The sequence below is a fragment of the Photorhabdus caribbeanensis genome (genome assembly GCF_018448885.1).
Classification (GTDB): Bacteria; Pseudomonadota; Gammaproteobacteria; order Enterobacterales; family Enterobacteriaceae; genus Photorhabdus; species Photorhabdus caribbeanensis.
Genome location: NZ_RCWB01000009.1, coordinates 74,918 through 91,245, shown reverse-complemented (window position 1 = coordinate 91,245; position 16,328 = coordinate 74,918). Strand labels below are relative to the sequence as shown.

Annotated in this window: 14 protein-coding genes and 1 pseudogene; 9 read left to right on the top strand and 6 right to left on the bottom strand. The window is 41.8% G+C overall.

All coding sequences use genetic code 11. The annotated features are described in order from the left end of the window. Window positions 1–215 precede the first annotated feature (215 nt). From EAE90_RS08495 to EAE90_RS24645, 5 genes are all read left to right on the top strand, one after another. Window positions 216–1,904: an S-type pyocin domain-containing protein gene (locus EAE90_RS08495; protein WP_214053133.1), complete on the top strand. Its 1,689-nt coding sequence runs from the start codon at window positions 216–218 to the stop codon at window positions 1,902–1,904. Then, window positions 1,901–2,158: a bacteriocin immunity protein gene (locus tag EAE90_RS08490; protein WP_011146157.1), complete on the top strand. Its 258-nt coding sequence runs from the start codon at window positions 1,901–1,903 to the stop codon at window positions 2,156–2,158. The genes EAE90_RS08495 and EAE90_RS08490 overlap by 4 nt, the downstream gene beginning before the upstream one ends. A gap of 202 nt (window positions 2,159–2,360) precedes the next feature. Continuing rightward, window positions 2,361–2,615: a hypothetical protein gene (locus EAE90_RS24455; protein WP_343221346.1), complete on the top strand. Its 255-nt coding sequence runs from the start codon at window positions 2,361–2,363 to the stop codon at window positions 2,613–2,615. Window positions 2,616–2,713: 98 nt separating this feature from the next. Beyond that, entirely contained in the window at window positions 2,714–2,899 is a 186-nt protein-coding gene (locus EAE90_RS08480) for a CPCC family cysteine-rich protein (RefSeq protein WP_011146154.1), read from the top strand. A 177-nt stretch (window positions 2,900–3,076) separates the two neighbouring features. Then, window positions 3,077–3,166, top strand: coding sequence for a bacteriocin immunity protein (locus tag EAE90_RS24645; protein ID WP_214053132.1), 90 nt, complete (start codon window positions 3,077–3,079; stop codon window positions 3,164–3,166). A gap of 95 nt (window positions 3,167–3,261) precedes the next feature. Here the strand turns inward: EAE90_RS24645 and EAE90_RS08470 are convergent, their stop codons facing one another. The 5 genes from EAE90_RS08470 to EAE90_RS08450 form a co-directional block, all read right to left on the bottom strand. Then, the gene (locus EAE90_RS08470; RefSeq protein ID WP_214053131.1) at window positions 3,262–3,513 is read right to left on the bottom strand and encodes a DUF2442 domain-containing protein; all 252 of its coding nucleotides are present in this window, start codon (window positions 3,511–3,513) and stop codon (window positions 3,262–3,264) included. Between the two features lie 758 nt (window positions 3,514–4,271). Beyond that, window positions 4,272–4,694, bottom strand: a complete 423-nt coding sequence (locus EAE90_RS08465) for a cupin domain-containing protein (protein WP_214053130.1) — start codon at window positions 4,692–4,694, stop codon at window positions 4,272–4,274. A 538-nt stretch (window positions 4,695–5,232) separates the two neighbouring features. Further along, the gene (locus tag EAE90_RS08460) at window positions 5,233–7,080 is read right to left on the bottom strand and encodes a type I polyketide synthase (protein WP_214053129.1); all 1,848 of its coding nucleotides are present in this window, start codon (window positions 7,078–7,080) and stop codon (window positions 5,233–5,235) included. Then, the gene (locus tag EAE90_RS08455) at window positions 7,073–8,617 is read right to left on the bottom strand and encodes a biotin/lipoyl-containing protein (protein WP_214053128.1); all 1,545 of its coding nucleotides are present in this window, start codon (window positions 8,615–8,617) and stop codon (window positions 7,073–7,075) included. Before EAE90_RS08455 ends, EAE90_RS08460 begins: the two co-directional genes overlap by 8 nt. A 9-nt stretch (window positions 8,618–8,626) precedes the next feature. Further along, window positions 8,627–10,624, bottom strand: a complete 1,998-nt coding sequence (locus EAE90_RS08450) for a dehydrogenase E1 component subunit alpha/beta (RefSeq protein WP_214053127.1) — start codon at window positions 10,622–10,624, stop codon at window positions 8,627–8,629. Between the two features lie 1,301 nt (window positions 10,625–11,925). Between EAE90_RS08450 and EAE90_RS08445 the strand changes: the two genes are divergently transcribed. Beyond that, window positions 11,926–12,861, top strand: coding sequence for an aminoimidazole riboside kinase (locus EAE90_RS08445; RefSeq protein ID WP_214053126.1), 936 nt, complete (start codon window positions 11,926–11,928; stop codon window positions 12,859–12,861). Window positions 12,862–13,053: 192 nt separating this feature from the next. Next, the gene (locus tag EAE90_RS08440) at window positions 13,054–14,460 is read left to right on the top strand and encodes a carbohydrate porin (RefSeq protein ID WP_214053125.1); all 1,407 of its coding nucleotides are present in this window, start codon (window positions 13,054–13,056) and stop codon (window positions 14,458–14,460) included. A gap of 148 nt (window positions 14,461–14,608) precedes the next feature. Here EAE90_RS08440 and EAE90_RS08435 read toward each other — a convergent pair. Beyond that, window positions 14,609–14,719, bottom strand: a pseudogene (locus tag EAE90_RS08435) (transposase); the annotation flags it as partial. 271 nt (window positions 14,720–14,990) lie between these two features. On the opposite strand from EAE90_RS08435, the gene EAE90_RS08430 reads away from it, so the two are divergent. After that, on the top strand, window positions 14,991–15,161 hold the full coding sequence (locus tag EAE90_RS08430; RefSeq protein WP_214053124.1) for a hypothetical protein: 171 nt from the start codon (window positions 14,991–14,993) through the stop codon (window positions 15,159–15,161). Window positions 15,162–15,465: 304 nt separating this feature from the next. Further along, window positions 15,466–16,284, top strand: coding sequence for a 2OG-Fe dioxygenase family protein (locus EAE90_RS08425; RefSeq protein WP_214053123.1), 819 nt, complete (start codon window positions 15,466–15,468; stop codon window positions 16,282–16,284). Window positions 16,285–16,328 lie beyond the last annotated feature (44 nt).

The window sequence follows — 16,328 nt, the reverse complement described above, 5'->3', positions numbered from 1 at the left end:
CTGGAACAATGAGAAATTTGACCGGGTATTTGCGGGATAGAGCTAGCCGCAAAAAATTCGATTTTATTTTCATTAATTTCTGAACTTTTCTATATCTCCTTAACTCAAATATATTGCATTACCGATCAATTATTACCTTTTAAGTTGTAACGATACGGTAATTATTTTAGTTAAACAAAAGATTAATGTGGTTAGTCAAAGGAGAAGTGAAGTAGATGGCAATAGGGTATTACCTGCTCGTTGGTGACAAAACCACCTGCGGCGGACAGATTATCACTGGTGATCACACCATGACATTTAACGGGCGAGCAACTGCGCGTGAAGGGGATAAAGTTACCTGTGGTAAACATCCCGGCACTTACACGATTGTCGGCGGCATATCAGATATGTTTGATATGGGGCAACGATTAGCTGGCACATTGGATAGTGTCAGCACCTGCCCTTGCCGGGCCCGGTTTATTAACTCAGTTATGGACAGCTACGAGAAGCAGGAACAGCCTCGTCAACAAGCGGTAACGCCTGCTTATATGGCGACGCAAAACTTCTCATCACCAATGAAGGAAGCAACAACAGTTCAGCCCAATCCTCCACCGGTGACACAAGCGCCGCCTCCACCGATCCCGGTATTTGCCAAATCTCGTCAACGGGGCAAAGGCTGTACCGACGCCGGTACGGAGACTGAACCGGCAGATAATTTCGGTAGAATGGGGATATATCAGGTTCTATCATCGCCCGCTCCTGTCACGGAATCAAAGCCTGAACAGCCTCCGCAAGGCAAGAAACACCCGCCAGAACCGGATAAGCCACAGGATAAAAAATTACCGTGGTATAAACGGTGGTTTAGCGACAGCAAAGGTAAGTCCGAAGCCGCTGCAACTGTTGTAGCTGCAACGACCCGTAGCGCGGTAGCGGATGGCGAAGCGCTGGTGATGCGTTTCATTGGTGGTGGCGTTACCAGTGCCGGACGTTGGCTGGCGGTGCCGAATCCGTTGACAGTCGGGTTAATGGGGTTGTTTTATTCATCGGGGTTAAATGAAGGCGAAGAAGATTACTTAAACCAATATCATCTTAGTGAAATTGCCAGTCAGTATGGTAAAGCACCGACCCGTGTCCGTTTTCGCTGGATCAGAGATGAAAAAAGCGGCAGGATGACAGTTCAGGGGTATCACGTCAGCCCAGAAAGTGGTCTGGATAAAGTGCCAGTTCATATGATGAAACTGAATCCAGTCACCGGTAATTATGAGTTCTGGGAACCAGGAGAATACCGGCCGACGATTTTATGGACACCAAACGAACAGGAATTCAAAGTTCCATCCCATACCGGGAATGAGGAACAGCCGTTTATTCCGTCACAGATAACCGTATTGCCGATCCCGGATAAAGTCGGCAGCGATATTGAATCGTTGCCAATACCGGAAGAGAAGGATTTTCGGGATTATATTCTGGTATTTCCCGCCGGTTCAGGAATGAAACCAGTTTATGTGATGTTTAATACTCCTCGGAACCAACCGGGAGTGGTAACTGGCCAAGGACAAAGAGTTGAAGGTAATTGGTTAAGTCTCGCAGGACAAGATATGGGGGCACCCATCCCTAGCCAGATAGCGGATAAGTTACGAGGGAGGAGATTTAATAACTTTGATGATTTCAGAAGGGCATTTTGGAAAGAGGTTGGTAATGATCCTGAGTTGTCTCAGCAATTTAATTCACATAATAAAGAGTTTTTAAAAAAGAGTTACTCTCCATATTCACCACGACAGGAACACATTGGAAATCGAGAAAAATATGAGATCCATCATGTTAAATTTATTAAAGACGGTGGTGAAGTCTATAATCTCGATAACCTTCGTGTAACAACACCAAAAAGGCATATCGAAATTCATTCAAGCAAAGGTGGAATAAAATGAAGTTAAATAAAAAGTTAGAAGATTATACAGAAGCTGAGTTTTTAGAATTTGCCAGAAAAGTATGCAATGCAGACTATGCGACGGAAGATGAAGCTAATGTTGCAGTTCAAGATTTTATCCGTTTATCAGAGCATCCAGATGGTACTGATATCCTTTTTTACCCATCGTCTGGTCAGGATGATTCTCCTGAAGGAATAGTGAAGCAAATCAAAGAATGGCGAGCCAAAAGCGGTAAACCTGGCTTTAAAAAATAGCAATTAAGTCAGTGATCAAAAGGATTTTTATAATCCTTTTGATCACGGTTAAGTAAGGTTAATACCTCACACAGCTATCATATTGGTATTGAATCGCTGCCGATGCCGGAAGAGAAGGATTTTCGGGATTATATTCTGATACTCCCCATCCCGAATATGCCACCGGTGTATGTGTATTTGAGTAAGCCGCCGGTGAAATTGTTTGAGGTGGATTTTTGCGGGGAGACTGAGGAATGGAACACATGCAGATCATATGCCTTCAGATGCTGCGGTTCAGGCTTACTGGAAAAACCTTTATCCAGAACTGAAACCCAAGCAACTGGAAAGATTATCGAAAAATGTAGCAGCTATAATTATTCCTGCTGATGTCCATAGAAAACTCAGTGCGACCTATGATCTATCAGAGCGCGTTAAAGAAGTGACATTTCTACCCACCTCAGAAGTACGTTGGTGGTAGTCAAAAAGAGGAGATTTTCCTGAGAGCCAATTCATTAATCAACAGCTTAAAAAGTTAAATTGAAAATAAATTTGAATAGAATATTGGAACAGGAAATAATGGGATATAATACTTGTCCGTGTTGTGGTAAACAGACAATTGAACGTTTAGGTGAATATGAAATATGTTCGATATGTCATTGGGAAGATGATCCTGTTCAATCAGCAGACCCACACTTTTCAGGAGGAGCTAATTCTATGAGTTTAGAAGATGCGAAGAAACTCTATCTTTCAAAGAAAGATTGATTTTAGAGTTAAATATTCTTTGTAGTATTTCATTGCTTTTATTGTAAGTGATTAATATTTAGATGAAATTACTATCAAATGAATTATTCGCATAACATTATCAATAAGAAATAGTGGCTTATAAGGACTGAGCTCTGTAAGAATGAGAGAGTATGTAAGAATGAGAGAGTATGTAAGATGGAATTAAAAAAACTAGAACAATACACCGAAAATGAGTTTATAAATCTGATTTCAAAAATAATATCGAAAAGCAGATTCGACTCATAAAGTTGTATTTTAGTCAGTCCATCAATACCTTCTAGAAAATGACTAAAACGCTCGCTTTTACCAATATCCAAACGCAAGCGATGCAAACAGTTCAGTCATATATTACCCCTTAAGTGGGATTTGAGCTTTTTGTAGAGTGCGTCGGGTGCCAGATCAGCATCATTCGGCCAACACACTGCGCCACATTCATCAACACGCGCTTGGGCAAAGAATTTCTGCTCTTTCAGTGGCTCAAACATGGGTCCGAACAACCGATCCGCGATACACACCTCTCCATAGGTGCCATCATCGAACGTCACCACCAAGGTGTATTCTGGCTTTATTTCCACTTTCGTTATTCTGCGCATGATAATTTCTCCAGTGGTTCAATCTTGTTGAGAGGCGGATTATGGTTAATACATCCGGATCAGGATGCCAAAAAACTCACTGATAGTTGGCATTTGTAATGGCCTGAGAAACAATGATAATACTATTTACCGTAGCACTAAGATTGACACTACTCAACCATTAAATGCGAGCTATAAATATCTAGAAAGGGAGTCCTTTAGTCAGTTCATCAATCCCCAAATACGGATACCCAATATTTCCCAGATAGAATATTCACGATACTGTAGTGTGCAAGGATTAATGTTAAATGTGTTAGAGGGACAGATAGCTTATTGTCTCAAAGAGAACAACGTCACTGAATATTTCCTGCTTAGAAATGGATATGTTAGTAACGGCTTAACCAGAACTCAGGTTATTTAAATTAATTTCAATTCGAAAACTCATTACCACCATTCATTGAAATTATTTTCCAATTTAAATGTTAGGTTAAAGTAATTTCAATCGTTATTTCCACCTTTATTATTACAATAGCATATTATCTCTAATATATTTCTCCATTTTATTTCCAGTAAATCTAATGTTTCATAGGCTAGTACCTGATCCCCTTCATAAGATGCCCATATTATATTAATTGAAAAAATCTTATATCATCCTTTTATCACTCCAATGACTTATCCTGATTTGTAATTATCTTTATGAATATAATATCTGGCAGAATATCATGGCATTCTCGCAACTCACCAAGCACTAGCACATGTTTAATTCAATTTATCCCAAGTTAAACCTTTAATTCTTCTGGGGTTCCTTCTCTATATGGCACCAACGTCGTCCTATCTTGCGAATCAACCGCACAATGATTATTACCAACAACCAGCATAACCAAATCACTAGTTGCTTTAATCGCGTGATCTATTTCCCCATTCACAAAATAACAAACTCCAGGCTCTATTTCATGCTTTTTACCCGCATAAATAACATAACCCGTTCCTGCGAGTACAAATAAGATATGATGCCCTAAGTGAGTATGATTCTGCATTCCTTCATCTTTGCTGAAACGAATTAGATCAGCACCAAAACCATCAAACGAAACTAATCCCTCGCCCGTTCCCATACTGTTAACCATTTTATGACTTTTCGCCATTGTATCTACAACGAGATGTTCACCGTTCCAGTGACAGAATCTATTTTTAATAAGTTCCATATTACCTTCCTTTTATCTCTACAAATAAAATTTTATTTTAAAGTGACTATCCATCTATTAAATAAAATAATATTTCCCAGTAAAGTTTCAATCATCACAAATTCATATCAACAAAGAAATTAACTGGTTATTAACAATATATCAAATAGAAATATGTAATTCCATAGTAGTATTTTACAAAAACGCACTCTGTGATAGCAATCACTATAAAACTCTTATTTTAAATTTCTTTGTAGAAGATAATCTCAGCTTAAAGTAATATCAATCAAAAGTTAGATTAATTATATTATTCAATCAGGACAATAATGGCATTAATTAAGTTGACCTTAACTCTCACTAAAAATAACTATTTCAGAGATATAAAAACGCAATTCTTTTATTTTAGTTTATTGAGCAGATCACATTAAGCTCCCAAGCTTCAAGTTTTCTAACTTGAAATCCATAGGGTATAAATTACACCTAAAAGAAACCCCACAACCTCTGCCGAGATTGTGGGGTTTCCACCATACTCTTTGACTTTCCTGTTCCGCTTCACTACCTACTGTTTTGCAACCACAGATTCATTGTGAGGCAACCAGTAGTGCCGATGTTCAAAAGCATATTTAGGCAATCGAATACGCAACGGTTTCTGACCGGAAGGCCAGCAGGTACGCCAATCTATATCCTGACCTTGTAACCATAAGAATCGAGAGTCATCCTCTGCCATATGCAGCTGATCTTCTTTGGTTGAAGCAGACGACGCAAAATCTCGTAGCTGCCTGAGTAGATCCTGCCGTGATGTTGCAACAAATAATGCCCGATAAGATAACGCTGCCCTGCCAAACTGTAATGTCCAGCTAACCGCCGACAGTTCAATGTTTTCATCGTTCTCAATAAAATCCCCTAGCATAGCCACCATTTTTTGTAACGATGCCTGGCTATTAGCCGAGATGGGATAATAATACCCCTCCAAATTGGCTTTAATCTGTTGCTGCACTTGAGTTGGCGCCTCCTCCAAAATGACATGGGAATTGCTGCCGCCCAATCCAAAAGAGCTCAGCCCAGCGAAACGCTTTTGTCCTGCCCCCACCCGCCAAGGATTTTCCTCTGTAGCCAGTTGTAAGCGCGAATCCACACTATCAATTTCAGGATTCAAACGCTGAAACGCGGCGCAAGGCACAATGGATTTATGCTGCAACATTAATAAAACTTTAACGATGCCAGCTAACCCCGCAGCGCCTTCTAAGTGCCCAATGTTGGCTTTTACTGAGCCAATATAGCAAGGTTGTCGCGTTTCTCTTGATTCATCGCGGTTAAAGATCTCATTAAGCGCATTGAACTCGATAGGATCACCCAATGAGGTTCCCGTTCCATGTGCTTCAAGGTAACTGATTTGTTCCGCAGAGACGCCAGCCTGTTGCAAGCAATCATTGACTAACGCAATTTGTTGTTCCGGGTTAGGTGAAGTCAGTGAATTAGCACGCCCACCATGATTGACCGCCGATGCCCGAACGTATCCATAAATAGGGTCCCGATCCTCCAATGCCTGTTTTTGCGTTTTCAAGAACAGACACACAGCCCCTTCACCACGGACAAAGCCATTAGCATCTGCGTCAAAAACTCTACAACAGCCATCTTTAGATAACATTCCCGCCCGGTAATAAGCAGCCATGTTGAATGTGTTGCTCAATAAATTAACACTGCCAACTATCGCCTGTTGGCATTCCCCAGAACGCAATGAATTCACCGCGAGCGTCAGTGCTGTCAATCCACTTGAACACGCAGTATCAATTTGTAAACTCGGACCAATAAAGTTGTAATAAAATGACAATCTGTTAGCCAGCAGGCAATTCAGTGTCCCTGGCGTTGCATAAGCATTTGCCATCGCCATATCAGCCGCAACCAGTTCACGATAATCATTACTGCACGAGCCAATAAAAATACCCGTCTTTGATCCTGAATAACCAAGCGGATTAGCACCACTATCTTCGATCGCTTGCCAAGTCAATTCCAGCAACATTCTCTGTTGCGGGTCCATCATGGCTGCGACTCGTGGAGAAATGCCAAAGAATGGCGCATCAAAACCATCAATACTATCAAGCAACCCAGCTTTTAAGGCTTTTTTAGGCAACGGAATGACGTAAGGCTTCCCGGATGCAAACCGCTGTTCGGGAATCTCTTTTATTACGCTGTGTCCAGCTCTTAAGATCTCCCACATTTGCTCTGGGGAATCTTCCGCCCCAGGAAGTCGGAAAGCCATGCCCACAATAGCAATAGGCATCTGTTTGGTATCACCCGCACTACTTACTGAGGGGGTAATGGAACTTAAATGTTCCAACAAGGCAGATTTAGCTATCCGTTGTTCATCCGGGCTAAGCGAATGATATATGTGATGCAGATTATCCACGCTTTCCTCCTTCTATGAGGCGCTGTAACCTTAATGCTGCTTCGCCATCAAGACTACGCATCGCATTAATAAAGTCATCTAAGGAATGTTTATTCTCAGTCAGTTCAGTTTTGGCAGTGTCAAGATATTCAATCAATCGATGCGGTGAGCTATAACGCCAGAACAGCGTTGGCGATAATTTTCGACGAAAATGCCCTGACATCCGCTCTGCTAGTTTGACTGCCTTGAGCGAATCAATACCCAAATCAGCCCAAGTGCGCTGCATCATTGATTCAGTAAAATCTTCATCCCAATTCAGGAAATCCGCCAGCAGCGTACGTAACTGCCCAGCAACCGATTTAACCGGTTTAGCTTCTATCTGATGTGCAACTGATCGTGATCCAGACAGAGTACGAACCTGAGCAATAATCTCGGTCAGAAACTCAGACGCCTCTACCCCATTAAGCAGATAGTGATTAAATGCCAGAACGAGGTTCATCTCTTTGTTGTGAGGAGCACCAATGAACAATGTTGACTGGGACGGCGGCACAATAACCGGTACGGCAAAGGTGGCGCCATCGTTACCGGTATATGAGACCATCATAGGAACATCAACATCGACAGGCAATTTTTCTGCATCTGGATCAAGTACGCTATTTAGATGCTGTCTGAACTCAAAAAAGTCCATTGTCTGTGTTTTCGGTACCTTTAATGAGCTCAAATCGCCTTTTTCATCCAGAAACGCAATACCCAGGTTGATATCGGTATAAGTGTGATAGCGCTCTTGATCAAGCGGCCTCGAACGCAACATTGGGAATTTTTTCAATGCCTGAGAAATTGCATAAGTGATGACCTGAAATGGCGTTATCCACTCTTGCTGCCCGGAAGTCTCCGTTAAATGATGAATGGCGTTATCAACAAGTTCAATCGATAAGGGTTTAGCTGCCCAGCACGGCTGTACAGTAGCACTATTCAGCCGTATTGCTCGATTAAGGCGCTGCTGATCTCTTGACAGAAAACCAACATTGCCATCTTCTGCATTGCTCTTTTCTGATGGCTTGGTTTCGCGGTGTTGTCGAAGGTAATCATCTATATGACCAGGCAATAATGTGCCATATTTTTCCGCCAATTGATTAAGAATGTGCGGCTCAATTTGATGTTCTTGTGCGTATTGACGGGTTTTTGGCGGAATACGCGCAGGAGGAGCAGATACCTCAGGAACAGCCTCTACTTGCCCTACTTTTTCTACTTCCTCCACTCTCTCCACTTTCTCCGGCGGAGGCGTTAACTCTTCACTGATCGGGGAAGGCTCAGCCACTTCACCGACAGCTCTGATGACCGCAATAGGCGATCCAACAGGGATAATATCATTTTCCGCAGCCAACCATTTTTCCAAGATCCCCTCAACATCGGATTCAATGGTAAAGGCGGCCTTATCCGTCTCCATTTCATAAACAGGCTCATCACGCTTGACATGATCTCCCACCTGCTTAAGTAACTGGATGATGACGACTTCAGTGGTTCCTTCTCCCATCGGGGGAATAAGCAACTGTGCCATAAGTTCTCCTTAGCTCATTACCGCATAGACGGAAGCTAAAATGTCATCCGTGCCGGGTAAAACAGCTTTTTCTAAACAAGGATTAAAAGGAATATGAATATCTTCACGTGTCACCAGACGAGGCGGTGCCAGTAGAGAGAAGAAATTGTCATTCTCATCCAAAATATCAGCAATAATGGATGCACCCACACTGGCCGTCCGGGTATCCTCTTGCACAACGATAAGCCGCCCGGTTTTGCGCAAAGATTCCGCAATCCGTTGTTTATCCCAAGGTACCAGACTACGTAATTCAATCACTTCAATGTCAATATTGTCTTTTTCCGCTTGAAGAGCCGCCATCGTCGCAAGCTGAATCGTATTTCCCCAAGCAACCAGCGTAATATCCTTTCCTGCCCTGACGATATTTGCCTGCCCAAGCGACACTGGACTCACCAGCCGACGCTCATGGCGCTCTCTCATAAGGTGTTTAGGAATCAAGATCAGACTCGGCATGTCCAGGCTTAACGCGGTACGGAACAAGGCGACGGTATCAGCCGGTGTCGTTGGAACCATAACATTAATACCGGGAATATGCGCTAAGATACCGTCCGAGCTTTGGCTGTGCCATATACCGCCTCCTGGGAGATAAGCGCCATAAGGCGCATATATCACCACCGGACAGCGCCATTTACCTACCGTTCTCCAACTTAACGTGCCAAGTTGCGACTGTAACTGATTGAGACCTAACCCCACAAAGTCAATAAATTGCAGTTCAACAATTGGACGCCAACCACAAGCGGATAACCCAACAGACGAACCAATAATCGTGGCTTCTGAAAGGGGAGCATTAAAAACGCGTTCAGGATAGCGAGTGGATAAGCCACGGGTGAAACCAAAAACACCCCCTTTAGGGTCTTCAATATCCTCACCAAATATCAGCACTTTCGGATCCTGGCTCAACGCCTCGTCCAAAACCTGATTCACCGCTTTAAACTGTGTCTCTTCGGCTTCCATCTCAACATGTACGGTAGGCTTTTCTTCACGATTGCATAAATAGGTACTGACGCTTGCAGGATCAGGTTCTTCTTCGTGATAAACACGCTCAAATATTTCCGCGACATCAGCTTTAATGCGCTCTTTTTGTTCAGCCAGCGCCTGCTCAGTTATCGCCCCTTTTTCCTTCAAATAGGCGATGTAATTTTCAATCGGGTCCTGTAGTGTCTCCAGCTCATCCGGGGTACGGTACAGTTTGTGAGAATCTGAATTGGAATGAGAATCTAACCGATCCATACGACAAACCAATATGCAGGGAGTCCGCTCAAAACGCGCCTTATTGAATACCTCCTGTGCAACAGGAAACAACGTTTCCGGCTTGCGGGCATCAACACGGCGAATCAAACACTCGTTAAATATTCCCAATCGATACGGAGCCATCTTCTCCGTTGAGGTACTAATACCCAATTTATTATCGGAAACTACAAAGACCACTGGCAAACGCCTTTCAACCGCAAAGCTGACCGCTTCATAAAACTCTCCCTGCCGGGTTGCCGCATCGCCGACACCACACACGACAAGCCCATTTTTATTGTCCAACACGCTTGCCCAAGCAGCTCCAGTCGCAGGAATACATTGGGTTCCGGTCAAGCTGACTACCGAGAAGATATTATGTTCTTTGGAGCAAAAATGATTCGACATGGTGCGGCCGGCTGAATGGGAAGTGCCCTTCCCCATCAGTTCCCTTGTCATTTCAACAATAGACATACCACGCGCTAATACTAATGCCCGATCACGATAGTAAGGAACCAGCACATCATTCTTTTCCATAAGCTGCGGCAGTACTGCCAGCCCTTCATGTCCAGCAGCCGACACATGGAACCAAGCTCGGCCTTGTCGTGTGACTATCGCACTACGATTATCAAATTCCCGTGACAGCAGCATGTCATAAAGTAACTTTTGTTCATCCAGACAGTTATCCATTGAAGGGCTGTGTTCCTTAAGAGGTACTTCATTGATCTGTACGTCTATCACTCTCTTTTTCCTCACAAATAGTTAACGTGGTAGTTGTCGTTATTGCGCTTAATGCTTGATAAAAAAGCGAACACGGGGTAGTCCCGTTCATGATTACTTGAGAGACTATAGATCCCGATAAAGAAGTGAACGTAGGGTTATTGCCTACACGAATTGCAAAAGATAGAGGTATACGGTCACAATTTTTAATTACGTTTATACACCTAGCATGGGGGGAAAAATTATCTCCATAACCATAAATGGTTTCGGCTGTCATGGTATTCCCTAAATTTTTAGCATTGTCCTGAACATAATGTGACACCATTTAAAAAACTCCAACCGATGAACAACAGCCATTCGTTAAGAGTAAGGCCAACAAGCATCGGCATTTCCATGATTACAATACAATATGATTACAATACAATTAAAAAACAGCTGCTTATCTATGTCTGTAACTCCTGCAATGATGAGACATAGGAATAATTCATTACTTTGCTAAATTATTTTAATGATCAGATTTTTTCGACAAGCTCTTCATTAGGTATTTTTATGTTTAACCAAGACATAGCCTCAATAATAACACGTATTATATCAATCGGACTTAAGACTTTATGCTCACATTAGAATTCATTATGTTTTGTGATGAATATCAATAATGACCTCCTCATATCAAACAATAGATAAAGCTGAATTGACGAAATCATCCAGCATCAATCCTGATATTTTATTAAAATTCAGCTTATTATCTCCTATGTTTTATCATAAAAAAAATTGTAGTAATGCGGGAATGATCACAAAAAGGGCACCAAAAAATTTAACTATATGATTATTATGAATTTATCATCCCAAACAACACTGATATTATAATGCAATTAATAGGATATCAACATATAAAAATATATTTCATAACCCCTTGAATATATTATCAATCATTCAAATAGTAAATTGAAAAAATGATAAAAGGAAATATCATTTTCACACTTTGCAAAATGATTAATTCATGCAATTATTTCTACTTCAGATACTCTTTCTTATTTTAAACAAAAAAGGCTATAACCGACAGCTCCCTTTGTTCAGCAGTGGTTTTCAGTGATATACCACTCAATACAGAATCAACGATAACTGAATATATCTGGCAATATTCAATATGAAAAAAAGCTAAGGATATTATTGTACCTACAGGTCTCCGCACCGTTGATTCTCCACTGTTTTTTGATCCCCCTCACCCTATTGACACTGTTCAACATTATTTAATTGCATCACTAAATCGGTTCTTCTACTTTATTTCGCTATTTGGTCTTGATGAAAAGCAAGGGTTAAACATGATCGATCGTGTATGGACATTAGGAGACGCCGTTGTCGATTTAGTTCCGGAAAATTCAAATAGCTACCTGAAATGTCCCGGTGGCGCGCCAGCCAATGTTGCGGTAGGAATCGCACGATTGGGAGGTAATAGTGGCTTTATTGGTCGTGTAGGTAAAGATAGTTTTGGCACATTCTTAAAACAGGTACTGCATGTTGAAGGAGTAGATATCCATCACATGATGCAGGACGATGAACACCATACCTCCACCGTCGTAGTCGATCTGGATCAACAGGGTGAACGTTCATTTACTTTTATGGTTATTCCCAGTGCCGATCTGTTTTTACAACATTCTGATTTACCAGAATTTAAAACGGGAGAATGGTTGCACGTTTGTTCAACAGCCTTGTCACAGGAACCAAGCCGTAGTACTACATTAAATGCAATGAAAAAGATCAAATCAGTCGGCGGCAAAGTGAGTTTTGATCCTAATATTCGTACAGGAGCATGGAGACAACCAGAAGAACTGCGCTCTTGCCTGGAAAAAGCGCTGATGCTGGCAGACGTAGTGAAAATCTCACTCGATGAACTGCATTTTATTAGCAATATTGATAAACCGGAGGAGGCTATCGACTGGGTAATAGCACGCTTTCCAATATGCTTGCTTTTGGTTACTTTGGGTAGCAACGGTGTCTGGGTACATGATGGCAAACAACTCCACCGCTTTCGCACCACACCAATCATTCCTATCGATACTACAGGCGCAGGCGATGCATTTGTTGCCGGTCTACTGGCTGCGCTGGTGAAATTGGGATACCTCCCGCAGGGGGATGAATTAACTATGGTAATCACTCAGGCTCAAGCCTGTGGCGCATTAGCAACTACTGCCAAAGGCGCAATGACTGCACTACCCAACGCCGACGAATTAACCGCTTTCTTGCAAATACAAACCTGAACACCCGGTGGTCATTCATTCCTCTGTTATTTATCGTTCATGCCAAATTTGCGTATTTGATCACAATAGTTTCATCTAGTTAGTAGACTTGATTGCGATCTGCCAATCAACTCAATTATCTTCTAATCCAAAAAACCGGCTTGATAATTTAACTACGATATAATAACTAATATCCCAAAAGGGTAGAGTATCATGAGAAATCTTCGCTATCTGATTGCCACACCAGGATTAATGCTTTCAGCCTCTGTCCTTGCTTCACCTGCTAATAGCATCGAAGCACGCCTCGATGCACTGGAGCAGCGACTACAACAAGCAGAACAACGAGCCGCCCAAGCGGAAGCACGAGCCACAGCCGCAGAGCAACGCGCACAGCGGCTGGAGCAGCACGCTATCGAAACCAAACAACAGGCCATACAAGTAGCACAACACCCCACTTCGCAGGAAAATAGTGTTTCATCAACCAGCAACTTGAAACTGAATGATTTCGGCGATCTAAAATTGTACGGCGATGTCGAATTCAATCTCGATAGCGCCAGCCGAACCGGTCAGCTTACTTCACTTAAAACCAACGATAATAAAGACTGGAAACCTGGCGATAAAGAACGCTGGAATGTTAACGGCCGCATTTTGATCGGGCTGGACGGTTATCGCCGTGATCAAAACAACAACTTTGCCGGCTTTAGAGTGCAACCGTTAGCAGACATGACTGGCAAAATGAATCTCGACGACGCCGCTTTCTTCTTCGGCAATGAGAAAAACTGGCAGGTAAAAATCGGGCGTTTTGAAGCTTACGATATGTTCCCACTCAACCAAGATACTTTTATTCAGTATTCTGGTAATACCGCCAACGATTTGTATGCCGATGGTTTCGGCTATATCTACATGATGAAAGAAGGACGTGGCCGCAGTAACAGCGGTGGTAACTTGATGTTGAGCAAATACGCTGGCAACTGGTATTTCGAACTCAATACTCTACTCGAAGATGGCACTTCACTATTCCGAGATAACACCTATCACGGCAATACACTGGAAAATAAAAAAAATGTCGCCTATTTGCGCCCGGTGGCAGCCTGGAAAAAAGATCAGTTTAGTGCAGCCGTAGCAATGGAAAGTAATGTGGTCAATAACGCCTATGGCTACCAGAATAATCAAGGGCAATGGGTCGATCAATCCAGACGCAATGGTTACGGCATGACATTAAGTTGGAATGGTCTGGAGGCCGATCCTGATGATGGCATTGTCGCTAACCTGAATACCGCCTATCTGGATGCCTCGGATGAACACAATTTCACTACCGGAATTAATGTGATGTGGCATCGTTTCGAACTGGGTTATATCTATGCCCACAACAATATCAAAGCGTTCAATACCGACGATATGGCCGCGCGTATCAATCACCCATTCAATGAACCGGGTAAATACGATATAAATACCATCCATATGTCATATCAGATTCCTAGTATCATGAATATGAAGAACTTTAATCTCTATCTTGGCGCCTACGTCTCTATGCTGGAGGCAAATAATAACAACAAAATTGCCAACAGTAATAATGACCGACGCTACGGCGCACGCGCCAGATTTAAATATTTATTCTAATTCGGGTCCTGTGGAAGAACCCACAGATCTGTAAACTTCTTTAAGGAAGAAAACCCGCTCTACGGACTTTCTTCAACTCATTGACAAAGTGCTGTTTTTTTCCGGCACTTTGCCTTAATTAACCTCGGTTTCGTTTAAAAAGTCATAAAAACCAGCCCATACTCGTTTTTCCTCGCTGCGCAACTCTCTCAAATACTCTATGACGGGAAATATAGAGGTTGTGACAAACGGCAATTTTGGTCGAATCAATAAAAGCGGTTGATAATATACTAGATTTAAAATCAATTAAATTTAATATTCTGATGCCTCTTTATATGTAAAATTTCTTTGCCAAATAAAAAATAAAAACCCAAGTTGACATTGTATACTTTGCGATCTATTTTCTAATTAAATTTTAGTGAAAATATTTTTATTGTTGGGGTGTTTATGTGATTGGTAGCAACTACAGTAAAGGCATTTTACCCATTAAAAAAGGGTTAAAATAATGATGTTTAATAATGGGTTAAAATTTTCGAGTCATGAAATGATCAGTGAAGAGTTTAGATAAAAAAATTGACTTTGCTAATCCTTATGCGCTGCTAGCCAAGGATGATAAAAGAAAGATGAATGTCAAAGTATTGTCGGAGGATGCTATTGTTTCACCCGGCAAGAAAGGCAATATTATTGAGGTTATTAATTCACTCAAAAAACGGTTATTATAATATAGTAGGTTTGTCTAATGGGCTATTTATTTAAAATTATCTCTCTCATTTATCTAGCAATATTCTTTACTATCTGATTTGTCAGAAATTTATTGATTGATTTTGTAGCTCGACAAAAAGCATGGCAATGTTGTTGCACTGACTATGCGAAACCTCGATATTCTTATTTATAGGTGTTTTTTAAGATCACAAAATATAACTAAATAATTTTTTGATTTAACTAGTATTAACTGGATTTTCCTAAGATATCGTAATTAATTCAATACGATGTCATTTTAGTTCACCCTAATAAAGAGATATTACAATGGGCTGGAATATATTTAAAAACGCACCAGAGAGTTACCACCTTACTACCGCACATATCCGCAACAGCTTGCACCAACAAGGTTTTGCCACTTTCAATGCTGCCGATCTTAACCTTTCTGACAGTGAAAAAATTGATCTTATCTCTCTCTGTGAATTATCGAAATCACTGCCGTTAGATCGATTCGGTGAAGGTGGTCGTCACCGCAGTTATTGTGAAGGAGTGTGGAGCAGCGAAACAGAAGCTATTGATTGGAAAACAGGTTATCAGCAGCCCGATGGCAGCATAGAGATTGATTATCATCAGGGAAGTGAATATCAACCTGAATTTGGTGGTGTGGTACGCAAATTTCTGCGCATGTCTGATGAGATACTTAATAAAGGGCTACTTAATAAACTCATTTGGCACGATCTGAGTCTAACCGGTATGGCGGAGCATTATTCCCGTTTGCTATGTGGTGTACATCTGATCCGAATGCAGGCACTACCGGGTAAACCGGCAAAAATTACGCCTAACTGTTTCCATCGTGACGGTCAACCGTTCACCGCTGTACATTTGATTGAACGTTGCAATGTCGAAGGCGGTGCAACACATATCGCGCCCCCTTATTATGCTAATTGCCAGCTTGAAGCAGTACCTGCTCACAAGATAACTCGCTTTCTCCTTAATGATCCCCTTGATAGCTACATCATCGATGATGCAGCGATTTGCCACTACATCAATCCCGTAACTTGCGATGAAAACGCCAGTGTTGGAGTCCGCACTATCATTCTGATTGATTTTACCCCGCTAGAACAGAGTGACAGGCGTCCCCAGTAGCGCTTTTGCTATGAAAGCGGATGGCAATCAAGGGTGATAGTTTT

Bases quoted from the DNA above. Each gene is read 5' to 3' on its own strand.
- EAE90_RS08495 (WP_214053133.1), top strand. From the start codon at position 216: ATGGCAATAGGGTATTACCTGCTCGTTGGTGACAAAACCACCTGCGGC.
- EAE90_RS08490 (WP_011146157.1), top strand. From the start codon at position 1,901: ATGAAGTTAAATAAAAAGTTAGAAGATTATACAGAAGCTGAGTTTTTA.
- EAE90_RS08480 (WP_011146154.1), top strand. From the start codon at position 2,714: ATGGGATATAATACTTGTCCGTGTTGTGGTAAACAGACAATTGAACGT.
- EAE90_RS24645 (WP_214053132.1), top strand. From the start codon at position 3,077: ATGGAATTAAAAAAACTAGAACAATACACCGAAAATGAGTTTATAAAT.
- EAE90_RS08470 (WP_214053131.1), bottom strand. From the start codon at position 3,513: ATGCGCAGAATAACGAAAGTGGAAATAAAGCCAGAATACACCTTGGTG.
- EAE90_RS08465 (WP_214053130.1), bottom strand. From the start codon at position 4,694: ATGGAACTTATTAAAAATAGATTCTGTCACTGGAACGGTGAACATCTC.
- EAE90_RS08455 (WP_214053128.1), bottom strand. From the start codon at position 8,617: ATGGCACAGTTGCTTATTCCCCCGATGGGAGAAGGAACCACTGAAGTC.
- EAE90_RS08445 (WP_214053126.1), top strand. From the start codon at position 11,926: ATGATCGATCGTGTATGGACATTAGGAGACGCCGTTGTCGATTTAGTT.
- EAE90_RS08440 (WP_214053125.1), top strand. From the start codon at position 13,054: ATGAGAAATCTTCGCTATCTGATTGCCACACCAGGATTAATGCTTTCA.
- EAE90_RS08425 (WP_214053123.1), top strand. From the start codon at position 15,466: ATGGGCTGGAATATATTTAAAAACGCACCAGAGAGTTACCACCTTACT.